Here is a 15,076-nt window from a genome sequence, read left to right as displayed (position 1 = left end):
TTGCGCCCACGGCCGCGACGACCTCGGACGCGTCACGGCCCCGGTCGAGGACCGGGGCCGCGAGGTGGAACCGTCGTCCGACTAGCGCTTGCCGCCCGAGTAGATGCCGTCGATGACGTCGGCGTACTTCTCTCCGACGACGTGACGCTTGACCGACATCTTCTGGCTCAGCTCGACGCCGACCTCGAAGTCGTCCGGCAGGATGCGGAAGGTGCGGATCGACTCGGCCTTCGACACGGCCTTGTTCGCGTCGTCGATCGCGTTCTGGATCTCGCCCCGCAGGTCCTCGTCGTCGACGAGGTCGGCGACCGACTCGCCGGACTTGCCGTTGGCCTCGGCCCAGGCGGGGAACGCCTCCGGGTCGATGGTGACGAGCGCGGCGATGAACGGCTGGTCGTCGCCGACGACCATCACCTGGCTGATGAGGGGGTGCGCACGGGCCCGGTCCTCGAGCACCGCCGGGGCGACGTTCTTGCCGCCCGCGGTGACGATGATCTCCTTCTTGCGGCCGGTGATGCGCAGGAACCCCTCGCCATCGAGCTGGCCGATGTCCCCGGTGTGCAGCCATCCGTCGTCGCTCACGGTCTCGCGCGTGGCCTCGTCGTTCTTGAAGTAGCCCTTGAAGACGTGGCCGCCCTTCAGCAGGATCTCGCCGTCCTCCGCGATGCGCACCGAGGAGCCGGGGATGGGCTTTCCCACCGAGCCGATCCGGAACGCGTCGGGGCGGTTGATCGTCGCGCCGGCGGTGTTCTCCGTCATCCCGTAGCCCTCGAGGATGAGGATGCCGACCCCGTTGAAGAAGTGGCCGAGCCGCTCGCCGAGCGCCGCGCCGCCGGAGACGGCGTAGCGGACGTTGCCGCCGATCGCGTCCCGGAGCTTGGAGTAGACGAGCTTGTCGAAGACGGTGTGCTTGAGCTTGAGGCCGATCGGCACCTTGCTGCCGGAGGTCGTCGCCCGCGAGTACTCCTCGGCGACGGCTGCGGCCTTGTCGAAGATCGCGCCCTTGCCGCCGGCGTGCGCCTTCTGCTGGGCGCCGTTGAAGACCTTCTCGAAGACGCGCGGGACCGCGATGAGGAAGGTCGGCTTGAACATCCCGAGCTCCTCCATGAGGTTCGGGATGCCGGTGGAGTAGCCGAGGGTGACCCCGGCGCGGATGGACGAGGTCTGGATGACCCGGGCGAAGATGTGCGCCAGCGGGAGGAACAGCAGGGTGCGCTCGCCCTCCTTGAAGAACTCCCTGGCTCCCGACTCGACCTGGGTGGCATCCCACACGAAGTTGCCGTGGGTGATCACGCAGCCCTTCGGCCGGCCCGTGGTCCCCGAGGTGTACACGATGGTGGCCACGTCGCTGCCGGTGACCGCGTCCGCGGTGCGACGGGCGTCCTCGTCGCTGATCGACGCGCCGGCCTGCTTGAGGTCCTCGACCGCGCCCTCCTCGATGACGAAGGCGTGCTCGCAGGTGGGCAGCTTGCCCGCGACGGACGCGAAGGTGCCCTTGAGCTCGGGCGTCTCGATGACGATCGCCTTGGCCTCCGAGTCCGAGACGATCCACTCGACCTGCTCGGCGGAGGAGGTCTCGTAGATCGGGACCGTGACCGCACCGGCGGTCCAGATCGCGATGTCGAAGACGGTCCACTCGATGCGGGTCGCGGAGTAGAGGCAGACCTTGTCGCCGGGCTGGATGCCCTTGGCGATCAGGCCCTTCGCGACGCTCAGGATCTCGTCGGCGAACTGCCGGTTGGACCACTCGACGAACCGGTCCCCCACGCGGTGCGCGACGGCGGGCGCATCGGGGCGCTGGTCGGCCGCGGCCCAGAGGGCGCGGGTGAGGTTCTCGGACGGGTCGATCGCGACCTCGCCTGGGCTGGTGTACTCCTGCACGACGCTCTCCCGTGGTGGTGTTCGTGAACGTGGGGCTCCCGAACCGACGGGTCGTCAGCGGGCACCCTCTCCAGGGCCGAGCCTAGCAACGCCGGACCACCCTCTCCGGTGGAGAAAGGTGATACGGACGTCACCTCGAGTCGCCGGCCCCCACCCGCTCGCGCCGCTCCCGGGCCTACGCTCACGACGTTCCAGGCGCCCGCACCGCGCGGAACGCCCGCGGGAGTGACACCCACCGATCGGAGCCGTCGTGTCGTCCTCGTCGGGACAGGTCCGGACCGAGCGCGACGGCCCGGTGTTCATCGTCACGATCGACCGGCCGGACGTCCGCAACGCCGTGGACGGTCCGACGGCCGAGGCGCTCGACGTCGCGTTCGACCGGTTCGAGGCGGACGACGACCTGGTCGCGGCCGTGCTCACCGGCACCGGTGGCACCTTCTGTGCCGGAGCTGACCTGCACGCGTTCGACGATCCAGCTCGCCGCAACCGCATCGTCGAGGAGCTCCGGGGGCCGATGGGTCCCACGCGTCGCCGTACCCGCAAGCCGACCATCGCCGCGATCGAGGGCCACGCCGTCGCGGGTGGGCTGGAGCTGGCGCTCTGGTGCGACCTGCGCGTGGTGGCCGAGACCGCCACCTTCGGGGTCTTCTGCCGGCGTTGGGGGGTGCCCCTGATCGACGGTGGCACGGTCCGCCTCCCCCGGGTCGTGGGGCTCGGCGTCGCGCTCGACCTGATCGCGACGGGTCGGCCCGTGGCAGCGGACGAGGCGCTTCGCATCGGCCTGGCGACGCGCGTCGTCCCCGAGGACACCGCCCTCCAGGCAGCTGTGGCACTCGGCCGCTCGCTCGAGGCCTTCCCGCGCCGGACGATGCTCGCTGACCTCGACGCTGCTCGACGGGCCTTCGACGCGCCGCTCGACGACGCCCTCCTGGCGGAGCACCGCACAGGAGCGGGCGCGCTGGCCGAGGGCGGTGCCGCCTCGGTGGCGGCCTTCCAGGCGGGGGCCGGACGCGGTGGGCGCTTCGACGCACCGGGCCTCTAGCCTGCCCCGTCGGTGGGTCGGCCCGGTCCGGCACCACCCCTGATCGTCCCCATCCCGAGGTGTCCCGTGGCCGCTGCCGAGAACCTGACCCGTACCGAGGCCGAAGCCCGCGCTGCCCAGCTCGAGGTCCACGGCTACGAGGTGCACCTCGATCTCACGCGCGGCGCGGAGCGCTTCCGGTCGAGCAGCACGGTCACCTTCGACGTCCGGACCGACGGCGACAGCTTCCTCGACCTGACCGCAGCGGACGTCGAGCTGCTCGAACTCGACGGCACGCCGCTCGACCTCGACCTGGTCGGCCCGACCCGGGTGTCCCTGCCGGGGCTCACCACCGGAACCCACACCCTCCGCGTCGTCGCCGAGATGGCCTACACCCACGAGGGCCGTGGGCTGCACCGGTTCGTCGACCCGGCCGATGCTCGCGTCTACCTCCACAGCCAGTTCGAGCCCTTCGACGCCCACCTCGTGTACGGCTGCTTCGATCAGCCCGATCTCAAGGCCAGCTTCTCGTTCCGCGTCGACGCGCCCGAGGAGTGGGTCGTCGTCAGCAACGGCTCGGTCACCGAGCGTCCCGATGAGGGTGCGGCCGGTACCTGGCGGTTCACCACCACCGAGCGCATCAGCACCTACATCACCGCGGTCGTGGCGGGCTCGTACGCCCGGTTCGGGGACGTCCACACCGGCCCGGGGGCTGGCGACCGCGAGCTCCCGCTCGGTCTCTACGTGCGGCGGTCCCTGGCCGACCACCTCGACACCGACGAGATCCTCGAGGTGACCAAGCAGGGGCTCGACTGGTACGCCCAGGCGTTCGAGATGCCGTACCCGTTCGCCGGCTCCTACGACCAGCTGTTCGTCCCGGAGTTCTCCGCCGGCGCGATGGAGAACCCGGGCTGCATCACCTTCTCGGAGACCTACGTCTTCCGGAGCAAGGTCACCGACGCCATCCGCGAGCGGCGCGCCGAGACCATCCTCCACGAGATGGCGCACATGTGGTTCGGCGACCTGGTCACCATGCGCTGGTGGGACGACCTGTGGCTCAACGAGTCGTTCGCGACGTTCATGTCCGTGCTGTGCCAGGCGGAGGCGACCCGCTGGAAGGGGTCCTGGACCACCTTCCTCGACGCCGAGAAGACCTGGGCCAAGCTGCAGGACCAGCTGCCCTCGACCCACCCCGTCGCCGACGAGATGCCGGACGTCGAATCGGTCCACCAGAACTTCGACGGCATCACCTACGCCAAGGGGGCGTCGGTCCTGCGGCAGCTGGTCGCCTGGGTCGGTCAGGACGAGTTCCTCGCCGGGTGTCGCGACTACTTCGCCCGCCACGCGTGGGGGAACACGACCCTGCCGGACTTCCTCGGCGCGCTCGAACGCGCCTCGGGGCGCGATCTGGCGGCCTGGCGGGACGAGTGGCTGCTGACCACGGGGGTGGCGCACCTCACCGCCGACTTCGCGGTGGCGGACGACGGCACGTACGAACGTTTCGCGGTCGTCCAGACCTCACCTTCCCCCTCGTGGTCCGGGCTCCCGGGCACGCCCGAGCACCGCGAGGTGCTGCGCCGTCACCGGCTGGCGGTCGGGTGCTACCGGCGCACCGACGCGGGGCTGGTCCGCGATCAGCGCGTCGAGCTGGACGTGGCTGGCGCTCGGACCGAGGTCCCCGAGCTCGTGGGTGTGCCCGCGGGCGAGGTCATCCTCGTCAACGACGACGATCTCACCTACGCCAAGGTGGCGCTGGACCCCGCGTCGACGGTGGCGCTCACCGACGATCTGGCGGCGCTCACCGACCCGCTCGCTCGGGCCCAGGTGTGGTCGGCCACATGGGACATGGTCCGTGACGGGGAGCTCGCCGCGTCGACGTTCGGGGAGCTGGTGCGCACCAACATCGCCTCCGAGACCGAGATCGGTGTGCTCCAGCGCCTGTTGCTGCGCGCTGTCTCGGCGGCTGAGCGGTACGCCGCGCCGGCGCACCGTCCGGCCCTCCTGGCCGCCCTGGCCCGTACGGCCCGTGTGCAGGCTGACGGCGCATCGCCCGGGAGCGACCACCTGCTCGCGTGGGTGCGGCACTGGGCCGCGACCGCTCGGGGCGACGAGGATCAGCTCCGCGACGTGCGTCGCCTCCTCGTCGGGGACCTGTCGTTCGACGGCCTCACCGTCGACACCGACCTCCGCTGGCACCTGGTCACCTCGCTCTCGCGGGCTGGCCAGCTCACGACCGGGGACATCGACGCCGAGCTCGAACGTGACCCGACCGACCTCGGCGAGCGGCAAGCTCTCACCGCCCGTGCCGTCCGGCCGGCCGCTGATGCCAAGCAGGAGGCGTGGGACCGACTCCTCGAGGACACGTCGCTGTCGCACACGCTGTCACGTCAGGTCTTCGTCGGCTTCGGTCAGCTCGACCAGACCGAGATCCTCGCACCGTACGTGGACCGGTACTTCGAGGCCCTCGACGACGTCTGGTCGCAGCGTTCGCTCGACTGGGCCATCGAGTTCTCCACCGGCACCTTCCCGCACCCGGCCGCGTCGGACGAGCTGCTCGCGCGGGTGGACGCCACCCTCAGCCGCGGTCTTCCTCGTCCCCTGCGCCGCGTGCTGCTCGAGCAGCGTGACACCCTCACCCGGACGCTGTCGGCACGCGCCGTCGACGCCGACAGCGACACCCGGTCCCCCGAACGATCGAGGAGCTGACCGTGGGAACCACCAGCCAGGACCCCGCTGAAGGAGCCGCCCCGATCGCCGTCCTGAGCGACGTGCTGGCGGCCGGCGCGGTCAGCGGCCCTTCCGGACGACCGGACTCGCCGGCGCCGGTGCGCCGCCTCGCGGTCATCACCTGCATGGACGCCCGCATCGATGCGCTCGGCGACCTGCGGCTCGCTCACGGTGACGCGCACATCATCCGCGTCGCCGGGGCGCGCATCGGTGAGGACGTGCTGCGTTCGCTCCACCTGTCGACCGCGATGCTCGGGACCCGCGCCTGCCTGGTGCTCGGGCACACCGACTGCGGGCTCGAGGACGAGGACGGGACGCTGGGCGACCGGCTCCGCGACCTCGACCCCATGCGCGACGACTGGGGCTGGTTCACCGACGTCGAGGAGGCGGTGCGTCACGACGTCGCCCGGCTGCTGGCGTGGCCCGGCCGGCCCGACCCCTGGGCGGTCGCGGGCGCCGTCATCGACGTCGACGACGGCTCGGTCCGTCCGGTGGTCCCGCCGAGCACCCACGCGTGAGCCGGTACGACCGCGACGTCCTGGCCGACCCCGGTCAGCACCGACGCCCGATCCCGCGGGTCGAGGTGGCGCCGGGGATGATCATCGAGGTCGCGGCGGACGGGTTCACCGGCGCGGCGGTCCGCTGCACCGGCGACGCGGTGACCCTGCGGGACCGTCGAGGACGTGAGCGCCGCTTCGGGCTCCACCCGGGCGCGTTCCTCGTCGACGACGTGCGTGTCACGCTGATCCCACCGCCCCGTCCGGTGGCCCCGGTCGTCCCCGCGGTGACCAACTCCGGCTCGCTCGCCGTGCCACGAGAGCCGGCGAAGGTCGCCCGGGCGGGTCGGATCCTGGTCGAGGGCATCCACGACGCGGCCCTCGTCGAGCAGGTCTGGGGTGACGACCTGCGCGTCGAAGGCGTCGTGGTCGAGGTGCTGCACGGCATCGACGACCTGCGGGGCGTGATCGACGCCTTCGGCCCCTCAGCGGACCGGAGGGTCGGCGTGCTCGTCGACCACCTCGTGCCCGGGAGCAAGGAGGCCCGCGTCGCCGCCGAGGTCGAGGGGCCCGACGTGCTGGTGACCGGCCACCCGTTCGTCGACGTCTGGGCCGCCGTCCGGCCCGAGGTCGTCGGGATCGCCGCCTGGCCGGACGTGCCACGAGGTGAGGACTGGAAGACGGGGACGGCGCAGCGGCTCGGCTTCAGCGACCCGCGGGAGCTGTGGCGCCACATCGCCCGGTCGGTGACCACCTGGCGCGACCTCGACCGCGAGCTCATCCGAGCGGTCGAGCGCCTCATCGATCACGTGACCGCGTCCGCCGCCTGACCGTCGTCGCGGCCGCCTGACCGTCGTCGCGGTCGCCGCTCTCGTCGAGATCACCCCCGTCGAGCCCTGCGGCCGCTTCGAAGCCAGCGAGCAGGAGGGCGTTGGCGACGAAGAGGTACACCCCGAGCATCACGATCAGGCCGATGGTGGCACCGCCGAACCGGTCCTCGACGCTGCCGAGCCGCAGGTAGGCGACGAAGCCGATGGAGAACAGCGTGGTCACGGCCGCGGTGATCGCCGCGCCGCGCAGGGTGTCTCGCCACCCGAGCCGATCCGGCGTGAACACGTTGTAGAGCAGGGTGAGGATCAACGTGAGCGCGGTGACCCCGACCACGAGCGCGAGCCCCCAACCGAGGATCGTTCCGGCCAGCCCATCGTCTCCCAGCGAGGTCAGCACCGCGACCAGCGGGAGCCCCGCGAGCACGAGGACCGGCAGCGCGAAGACCATCCCGACGGCCGTCGCCCGGCCCCGGAGGGCGGGGGCGGTCGCGTCCTCCTCGGTCGCGCGGCTGAGCGCACGCCGGAGCCCTCCGCCGTACGCGGTCGCGGGCCAGATCGTGAAGAGCACCGCCGCCCAGGACAGCGAGTCGCTGTTCTCGAGCAGCTGCTGGAGGATCTGGCCGGTCCCCGCGGGCCCGCTCTCCTCCGCCTGCTGCGCGAACTGCTCCAGCTGCGCATCACCCGCCACGAGACCGACGAGGCTGAAGGTGATGGTCAGCAGCGGGAGGGCGGACACGAGCCCGTAGAACCCGAGGCTGCTGGCCTCGAGCAGCAGCTCGCGGCCCGCGATCCGTTCCGCGATCCGGTTGATCCCCGGCGGCAACCGACGGGCGACGGCACGCCAACGCTCGCGTACCCGGTCGCTCAGTTCCGCCTCGGACACGTGACCCTCCACCTCGGCGAGGAACGGTAGGACCCGGTGCGGGTCGCGTCAGTTGCCGCAGCCGGTCGTCCGGTCGTGCGCGGCTCGGTTCGACGGGCGGCGATGCTCAGCCGGCGTAGATGGCGGTGACCGACGGACCGTCCGCGTGCACGCTCCAGCCCGGACCGAGATCGACGTGTCCGGGCAGGTCGCTCGGCGACATCCCCGGCTCGGCCAGCAGAGCCGCAGCCAGCCTGCCCTTGGCGACCTTGGTGCGTGCGGCGTTGGCCGAGCGACCGTCCGGGCGCAGGAACGCCACCTCGACCACGTCGAGTCCCGCACGGGTCTGCGTGCTCCACACGCGCCGGTGTTCCCCGGGGAGCAGGTCCCAGACGCGGCGGCCGCGGCCGAGCGCGGCGAGGTGTTCGGAGACCGCCTCACGCCAGAACCCGGCCAGTCCCCCGAGGCTCGGCAACGACGCCGTGAACTCGAGCCGGTAGGCCGGCACCGGGTCGCCCAGGGCGACCAGACCGAGCAGTCCGGACACGATCCTCACCTCGGCGCGGATCTGACCAGGTCGAAGATCGGCCAGGCCGGCGTTGCCGTGGACCACCCCGGTGTAGCGCCGGTTGGCCGGCGAGGTCGGGGCGTCGCCGAGCGAGACCAGCGAGGCGCGCTGCTCGACCGCACCAGCGGCGCCGACCCCCGCCAACCTCGCGACGGCCGCATCATCCAGGCCGGGAACGTCGTGCGCCAGCGCCTCGAGCACCCTCGTCCGCGCGTCAGCGAGCTCGGACCCCGGCAGCGTCGCTGCGTAGGGCGGACCACCGCCACCCTCGGACTTCCCCTTGGACGGCGGCAGGAGCAGCAGCGGACGGCGACGTGGCACGGTGGCTCCGGGGTTCGCGCAGGGGAGGAAGCGGGACTCGATCTAGAGGTGGGCGTGTCCGTCCCCGACGATCAGGGCACGGACAGCGTCGGGGTCGGACGCGAGCACCACGAGGACGTCGCCCGGGCTGAGGATGGTGTCACCTCGCGGGACCACGACCTCGCCGTCACGACTGACGCTGGTCAGGACCGTGCGTTCGGGCCAGGCCACGTCACGGACCGCCTGCCCAGCCACGGGCGATCCTGACTCGATCGCCAGCTCGACGAAGCGCACCCCCGTGAGGTCGCGGAGCTGCGCGGTGTTGCGTCGCTGCTGCACCGCGGTCCCCCGCGACAGGCCGAGCTGGTAGGCGCGGACCACGTCCTCGCGTCGCAGCATCCCCACCATCCGCCGGCTCGCGGGGTCGACCACGGGGACCCTCCCGACGTCCAGCGAGGCCATCCGTCGGACCGCCACGAAGACCGGGTCGTTCGGCGCCACCGTCAGGGCGCGCCGGGTGCAGAGCGCCCCTGCTGTGGCGCCCTCCCGCTCGGCGGCGTCACGGCGGGTCAGCACACCGACCAGCTGGCCGCGGTCGTCGACCACGGCAAAGCCGTTGCTCCGGCTGCTCGCGAACCGTGCCGCCAGCTCCTCACGGTCGGCATCCGCGGGGATGGTCGGGTGGTCGCGCGTCATGACCTCACCGACCTCGACGCGCTGCAGCACGTCCACGTCGTCGGGCCGACCGAGGACCACCCCGCGCCGTCGCAGGTTCGTGGCGTAGATCCCGTCGCCGTGGACGCGGTCGTGCAGGAAGACCGCCAGGCCGACCGCGAGCATCAGCGGCAGGACCAGCTCGTAGTCGCCGACGAGCTCGAAGACGATGAGGATCGCGGTCAGCGGTGCCCGAGCGGTCGCACCGAACACCGCAGCCATCCCGACGGTCGCGACCGCGCCGGGGTCGAGCGCCGGCAGGATCGGGAGGGCCGCGGTCCCGACCACGCCGCCGAGCGCCGCACCGGTCAGGAGCATCGGCGTTAAGGATCCGACCGAGGAACCGGCACCGACCGTGACCGACGTGGCCACGAGCTTGGCCACGAGGAGCACGAGCAGGAAGCCAGCCGCCTGCCAGGTGGTCCCCTGCTCGACGTCGAGGATGGCCTGGATGGGCTCGCGGAGCCCCGCGACGGGTGGCACCGATTCGCCGTCGCCGAGCACCTCGGGGACCAGGAGCGCGATCAGGCCGACGACCAGGCCAGCGGTGGCGACCGTCGCTGGCCACCCGATCCGCTGCCGGAGCCACCTCGACGCGATCGATGCCGCGCGTTCCCCCCGCTGGAAGCCGACGGCCACGACCACGGCGAGCAGGCCGAGCAGGGCGTAGACCAGCAGCTCGATGGGATCGCCGAGGGCCAGGTTCCGGCTGGGCTGGAAGATCAGATCCTCACCGACGAGCTGGCGCGCGACGACGGACCCGACGACGGATCCGACCACGACCACCTGGAGCGCGCCGCCGCGGACGCCGACCTGCAACACCTCGATCGCGAACAGCATCCCCCCGATGGGTGCGTTGAAGGACGCGCCGATGCCGGCAGCGGCGCCCGCAGCGACGAGGGCGCGCATCCGGCCCTCGCCGATCGGGACGAGGCGACCGATGAGCGAGCCCACCGACCCACCGATGAGCACGATCGGTCCCTCACGACCGCCGGAGGCACCGGTCCCGAGGGCGACGGAGGTCGCCGCGAGCGACCCGAGAGGCACCCGGCGACGGAAAGCGCCACCCCGGAGGGCGAGGGTCTCCATCGTGGACACGACACCGCCGCCAGCGGCCTCGGGGACCACGCGGGACACGAGGTAGCCGACGACCAGCCCGCCGAGCGCCGGGATGGTGACGATCTGCCACCAGGGCGCCGGGTCGGTCCACAGCAGGTGCTGCAGGAGCTCGACGGTCGAGATCAGCACCCAGGCGAGGGCGCCGGTCACGAGGCCGGTCGCTGCTCCGAGCCCGAGCAGGACCCCGTCGACGGTGCCTTCCGCCTGGGCCCGGCGTCGGACCGCGCCGAGGCCGCGACGGGTGAGTTCCCAGCCGTGGAGGACCGGGCGTGGGACGCGTAGCCCGTTCACACCCGCGCGGCGAGCACGGCAGCGAGATCGACGTCCGCGGTGGTGGGGAACACCAGGTGTCCGTTTCCGACCCGTTCGTGCGGCCCGATCCCGACGGCGAGCATCCCGGCGGCCAGCGCAGCGTCGACGCCAGCGGCCGCGTCCTCGATGACGGCGCAGGATTCCGGGTCGACCCCGAGGTCGCGAGCCGCGGCCAGGAAGAGGTCCGGAGCGGGCTTGGCGACCTCGACGATCGTGCCGTCAGCGACGACGTCGAACCGGTCCGCGATACCGAGGGCGGCGATCACCCGCGGCGCGTTCTTCGACGACGACCCGATCGCGACGGCGAGGCCCCGGTCGCGGCAGGCGTCGATCAGCTCGACCGCCCCCGGCAGCAGATCAGACGGCGACATGTCCGCCAGCAGCTCGACGTACCGCTCGTTCTTGCTCGCCATCATGCGGGCGAAGTCGTCCTCGGCCACCTCGCGTCCGTCGAGCAACAGCCGGAGCGAGTCCGCGCGCGACACGCCACGGAGCGCCTCGTTGGCCCGCCGGTCGAAGGGCAGCCCCTCGGCGTCGGCGAGCTCCTGCCAGGCGAGGTAGTGGTACTCGGCCGTGTCGGTCAGGACCCCGTCGAGGTCGAAGATGACGGCCTGGATGGCGGTATCTGCCACGCGTGTCGCTCCTCCGGAGACGCGTGCACGGTAGTGGGCTGGGTCGCTCGGTCGGTCGTGGTCTCCCCGACCTCGAGGTCCGCGAGCCACCGGACCAGCTCCTCCGTGCGCCGCTGACCCGTGATGCCCTTGTAGCCGGCCAGATCCTCGGACAGGGAGTCGACGGCTGCGGCGAAGCGCGACCGACGCGCCGTGGTCGCCACGACGGTCGCCAGAGGGGCTCGGTGCACCCGGATGAGGAAGATCCCGAGGCCCACGTCACGGAGCGGCAGCGTGGTCTGCCGCTCGGCCCGGAACGTCAGCTCCCCGGGAGTGGGGACGGGCGGAGCGACCACGCGGACCCGAGGATGGTGGGCTGCTGCCGGATCGTCGGTCAGCCCCCAGACCCAGCGGACGTGGGGTCCTCGGCGATCGCGAGTGCCACCGCTTCCGGCAGCCGGTGCGCCGGTGCGACCGCTGTGAGCCGTTCGAGGACCACCCGCGGATCGCCGAGGACGGGGCGGCCGAAGTTCGGTCCCACCTCGCTGATCGAGCCGTCGGTCGAGACCCGGACGCCGGTGCCTGGGACGGTGATCGCTGCCGGATCAGCGTCAGCAACGAGGGGGCCGCGTCAGCCACGGCGGCTGCCAGGCGCAGACCGACCTCGACGGCATCCTCAGCGGCGAGCGACGGTGACGACGCCGTCCACGGACCAGGATCACGCCCCAGTGCATCACGCTTCGCAGCGACCAGGTCGACGACCTCACGGTCGAGCCGGACCAGCGTCCGCGGTCCATCGTCGTCGACGTGTTCGGGGACGGCTCGCGCCAGCGGCCACAGGTCCGGACGGACCTCCCGCGTCGGTTGCACCGCGAACGGCACCACGGGCGGAGGCAGTACCGATCCCGGCCCGTTCACGGCTGCACGCTCAGCCCTTGGAGTCGCCGAACCCACGGCTGAGGAACTCGGCCGCGAGGTCCGAGCACGTCGGGCACATCGGGTAGCGCGCCGGATCACCGTCCGGCTTCCAGCGCTTGCCGCAGAGGGCGGTCACCGCGGTGCCCTTGCGGCGCGAACGTTCGAGCTGTCGCTTGCTCACGTAGTGCGTGAAGCGATCGTGTTCGCCGTCACCGGAGGAGGGATCGGGGCGGACCTGCGGGTCGACGACCGGCGTGGCAGGAACGGTCGTCGAACGGGGGGCCGTCCTGGTGTCGGCGGCACCCGTCGCGGCGGTCGTGGTCACGGCATCCATGACGGGAACGGTACCGGCTCGCCCGGTCCTGGGTCGGGGCTCACCGTGGTTCGACGGCGTCCGCGAGCGCGGCGACCTCCTCGGCGCAACCCCATCCGAGGGTGACGCCTGCGCCCCCGTGCCCGTAGTCGTGGATCACCGTGCTCCCGGGGACGGAGCCGACGTCGCGTTCGAGGCGCACCGTCGGGCGGGCGGGCCGTAAGCCCACCGAGACGTCGAGCACCTCGGCGTCGGCGAGCTCCGGCGCCAGAGCGGTGCACCGGTCGAGGATGGCGGCGGTGACCTCGTCGTCCGGGGTGGTGTCGTCGCGGCCCGGCTCGACGGTGCCGCCGAGGATGCAGTCGTCCCGACGCGGGTGGACGTAGGTGTAGCCACCCGGGTGGTGCTCGTCTCGGAGGCTGACGGTCAGTCCCGGGTTGGTGGTCCGCACGATCTGGCCGCGGAGCGGGGTCAGCGAACGGTCACCGACCAGGTCGCGGGCCCCCAGCCCGGCGCAGTTCACCACCAACGGCGTCTCGCCGGCCAGGTCAGCGAGGCTGCCGAGCCGGGCCCGCCGTACGACCCCTCCCCCGCGGACGAAACGGTCGAGGAGCCAGGCCAGGTGCACCGGCATCTCGGCCAGCGGCACGGTGAAGGCGAGACCGTGGTCGTAGCCGGCTGGGAGCTCGTCCGGCCGGGCGTCGCGGACGTCAGGGACGGCGGCGCTCCACCAGGGACGGCCGGGCCGATCTCGGTACAGGGTGACGGTGTCGCGCAGGAGGACACCGCTCGCGTGGTCGCCCGCCGCCTCGTGCAGCACCCGGTAGGTGCGAGCTCCCCACACGAGGACACGATCCCGCGGCCCGACCTTGGTCGGGAACCACACCGCCGCCGCCAGCGCCGAGGTGGTGGCGCCCGGATCGTCAGCGGTGACGATGGCGACCTGCCGTCCGGTCGACTGCAGCACGAGCGCTGCCGTGAGCCCGACGACGCCGGCACCGACGACGACCGCGTCGAGATGACCGGAGGGTTCAACCATCGGGGAGCTGGCCGGTCTCGGGGTCCGCGAGCTCGAGCGCGACGGCCTCGAGGCGCTCGAGCAGCTCACCATCCGGAACGTGGTCAGCTCCGAAGCTCATCTGCCCTCCGGGTCGCGGGAGCCCACCCTACGCCGAGGCGTCGCCGGTACCGTCGGCGGACGGCTCGGACGCCCTCGACCGGCCACGACCACCGTTCGATCGGTACCTCGAACCTCACGGGCGTGCCTGTGACTGCCCCGGCGATCGACGAGCCCCCGGCGTCTGGCCCGGTGACCGGCGTCCGTGACGCCCGCAGGATCGCTGCGGTCGCTGCGGCTGAGCTCGAAGGACACGCCGACGATCGCGCTCTCGAGGCGGTCGTCGCCACCTTGCAGCTCGGGTGTCACGTCCCGATCGCCGTGGTCAACATCGTCCGACCCGACCTGCAGACCTACGCAGCCGAGGTCGGCGTCGGCACCCCGTGCACGCACGTCCCCGATTGGCTGTCGTTCTGCGCCGAGGTGGTCGACACCGGCAGCGCGCTGACCGTCGACGACGCCAGATCGCACCCGGTCTACGCCAGCAACCCGCTCGTCGCCGAAGGGGTCATCGGCGCGTACGCCGGGGTCCCACTGGTGGACGACGGCGTGGTTCTCGGGTCGGTCGCCATGTTCGACGCGGTCGCACGCGCGTTCACCTCCGCCGAGCTGGAGGTGCTCACCCACCAGGCGCAGCTGGCCTCCAGCGTGCTCGCGCTCCGCCGAGCGTCCCGCACCGATGCGCTGACCGGCCTACCGAACCGGGCGCTGTTCGACGACCGGCTCGCCCTGGCGGTCGCCCGGCTCGATCGGCACGAGACGCTGATCGCGGTGATGTTCCTCGACCTCGACGGCTTCAAGCTCGTCAACGACACCCGTGGCCACGCCGCTGGCGACCAGGTCCTCGCCGAGGTCGCCCACCGGTTCGCCGGGGTGCTGCGGCCATCGGACACGCTCGCCCGGGTCGGTGGGGACGAGTTCGTCGCCGTCTGTGAGGATCTGGCGTCGCCGGAGGATGCTGACGAGATCGCTGGCCGGCTCACCGCTGCCGTCGAGGACGGCCTCGAGATCGACGGGGTCCAGGTGCCGGTCGCGGTCTGGATCGGCATCGCGGTGACGGGAGACGCGGACGTCGACGTCAGGGCGCTGATGCGCACGGCGGACGAGGCGATGTACCGCGCGAAGCACCGTTCCGGGTCCAGCTGGTTCCGGGAACCCGCCGTGCTGCCGGCTCGGTGACGACGAACCCCCGGCAAGCACGGGGCCGTCCGGGGGTGTCGAGGAGTCGGTCTCAGGACCGGATGTGTTCCCTCGCGTTCCGCTCGGCATGTGTCAACATGGTGTCA

At 72.2% G+C, this 15,076-nt stretch carries 13 protein-coding genes; 5 read left to right on the top strand and 8 right to left on the bottom strand.

What is annotated here, in order from left to right:
* Nucleotides 1-81: 81 nt before the first annotated feature.
* Nucleotides 82-1,881, bottom strand: coding sequence for a long-chain fatty acid--CoA ligase (locus WEB03_RS15670; RefSeq protein ID WP_368071857.1), 1,800 nt, complete (start codon nucleotides 1,879-1,881; stop codon nucleotides 82-84).
* A 250-nt stretch (nucleotides 1,882-2,131) separates the two neighbouring features.
* On the opposite strand from WEB03_RS15670, the gene WEB03_RS15665 reads away from it, so the two are divergent.
* The 4 genes from WEB03_RS15665 to WEB03_RS15650 all read left to right on the top strand — a co-directional run bounded on the left by WEB03_RS15665 (nucleotide 2,132) and on the right by WEB03_RS15650 (nucleotide 6,956).
* Nucleotides 2,132-2,923: a crotonase/enoyl-CoA hydratase family protein gene (locus WEB03_RS15665; RefSeq protein ID WP_368071856.1), complete on the top strand. Its 792-nt coding sequence runs from the start codon at nucleotides 2,132-2,134 to the stop codon at nucleotides 2,921-2,923.
* Between the two features lie 66 nt (nucleotides 2,924-2,989).
* Nucleotides 2,990-5,608, top strand: a complete 2,619-nt coding sequence (gene pepN, locus WEB03_RS15660; protein WP_368071855.1) for an aminopeptidase N — start codon at nucleotides 2,990-2,992, stop codon at nucleotides 5,606-5,608.
* 2 nt (nucleotides 5,609-5,610) lie between these two features.
* Nucleotides 5,611-6,147: a beta-class carbonic anhydrase gene (locus WEB03_RS15655; protein ID WP_368071854.1), complete on the top strand. Its 537-nt coding sequence runs from the start codon at nucleotides 5,611-5,613 to the stop codon at nucleotides 6,145-6,147.
* Nucleotides 6,144-6,956, top strand: coding sequence for a DUF3097 family protein (locus tag WEB03_RS15650; RefSeq protein WP_368071853.1), 813 nt, complete (start codon nucleotides 6,144-6,146; stop codon nucleotides 6,954-6,956). Before WEB03_RS15655 ends, WEB03_RS15650 begins: the two co-directional genes overlap by 4 nt.
* On the opposite strand, the gene WEB03_RS15645 is transcribed toward WEB03_RS15650, so the two are convergent.
* The 7 genes from WEB03_RS15645 to WEB03_RS15615 form a co-directional block, all read right to left on the bottom strand.
* Nucleotides 6,925-7,839: a YihY/virulence factor BrkB family protein gene (locus WEB03_RS15645; protein WP_368071852.1), complete on the bottom strand. Its 915-nt coding sequence runs from the start codon at nucleotides 7,837-7,839 to the stop codon at nucleotides 6,925-6,927. The two genes, WEB03_RS15650 and WEB03_RS15645, sit on opposite strands and share 32 nt — an antisense overlap.
* Nucleotides 7,840-7,945: 106 nt before the next feature.
* The gene (yaaA, locus tag WEB03_RS15640; protein WP_368071851.1) at nucleotides 7,946-8,707 is read right to left on the bottom strand and encodes a peroxide stress protein YaaA; all 762 of its coding nucleotides are present in this window, start codon (nucleotides 8,705-8,707) and stop codon (nucleotides 7,946-7,948) included.
* A gap of 42 nt (nucleotides 8,708-8,749) precedes the next feature.
* Nucleotides 8,750-10,810 carry a chloride channel protein gene (locus WEB03_RS15635; protein WP_368071850.1) on the bottom strand — a complete coding sequence of 687 codons (2,061 nt, stop codon included), beginning with the start codon at nucleotides 10,808-10,810 and terminating at the stop codon, nucleotides 8,750-8,752.
* Nucleotides 10,807-11,463 (bottom strand): beta-phosphoglucomutase, encoded by a 657-nt coding sequence (gene pgmB / locus WEB03_RS15630; protein ID WP_368071849.1) that lies wholly within the window; start codon nucleotides 11,461-11,463, stop codon nucleotides 10,807-10,809. The genes WEB03_RS15635 and pgmB overlap by 4 nt, the downstream gene beginning before the upstream one ends.
* On the bottom strand, nucleotides 11,412-11,798 hold the full coding sequence (locus WEB03_RS15625; RefSeq protein WP_368071848.1) for a hypothetical protein: 387 nt from the start codon (nucleotides 11,796-11,798) through the stop codon (nucleotides 11,412-11,414). The genes pgmB and WEB03_RS15625 overlap by 52 nt, the downstream gene beginning before the upstream one ends.
* Nucleotides 11,799-12,370: 572 nt before the next feature.
* The gene (locus WEB03_RS15620; protein ID WP_368071847.1) at nucleotides 12,371-12,685 is read right to left on the bottom strand and encodes a DUF3039 domain-containing protein; all 315 of its coding nucleotides are present in this window, start codon (nucleotides 12,683-12,685) and stop codon (nucleotides 12,371-12,373) included.
* Nucleotides 12,686-12,734: 49 nt separating this feature from the next.
* A complete protein-coding gene (locus WEB03_RS15615; protein ID WP_368071846.1) occupies nucleotides 12,735-13,712 on the bottom strand; it encodes an FAD-dependent oxidoreductase in 978 nt (325 codons plus the stop codon).
* A 270-nt stretch (nucleotides 13,713-13,982) separates the two neighbouring features.
* Between WEB03_RS15615 and WEB03_RS15610 the strand changes: the two genes are divergently transcribed.
* Nucleotides 13,983-14,969, top strand: coding sequence for a diguanylate cyclase (locus WEB03_RS15610; RefSeq protein WP_368071845.1), 987 nt, complete (start codon nucleotides 13,983-13,985; stop codon nucleotides 14,967-14,969).
* Nucleotides 14,970-15,076: the final 107 nt, after the last annotated feature.

The organism is Nitriliruptor sp., assembly GCF_040882075.1.
Taxonomy (GTDB): Bacteria; Actinomycetota; Nitriliruptoria; order Nitriliruptorales; family Nitriliruptoraceae; genus Nitriliruptor.
The sequence above is the reverse complement of the archived record's forward strand: the minus strand, read 5'-3'. Positions and strand labels throughout refer to the sequence as shown.

Excerpts from the sequence above, each read along its gene's own strand:
- WEB03_RS15615 (WP_368071846.1), bottom strand. The coding sequence starts at position 13,712 with ATGGTTGAACCCTCCGGTCATCTCGACGCGGTCGTCGTCGGTGCCGGC.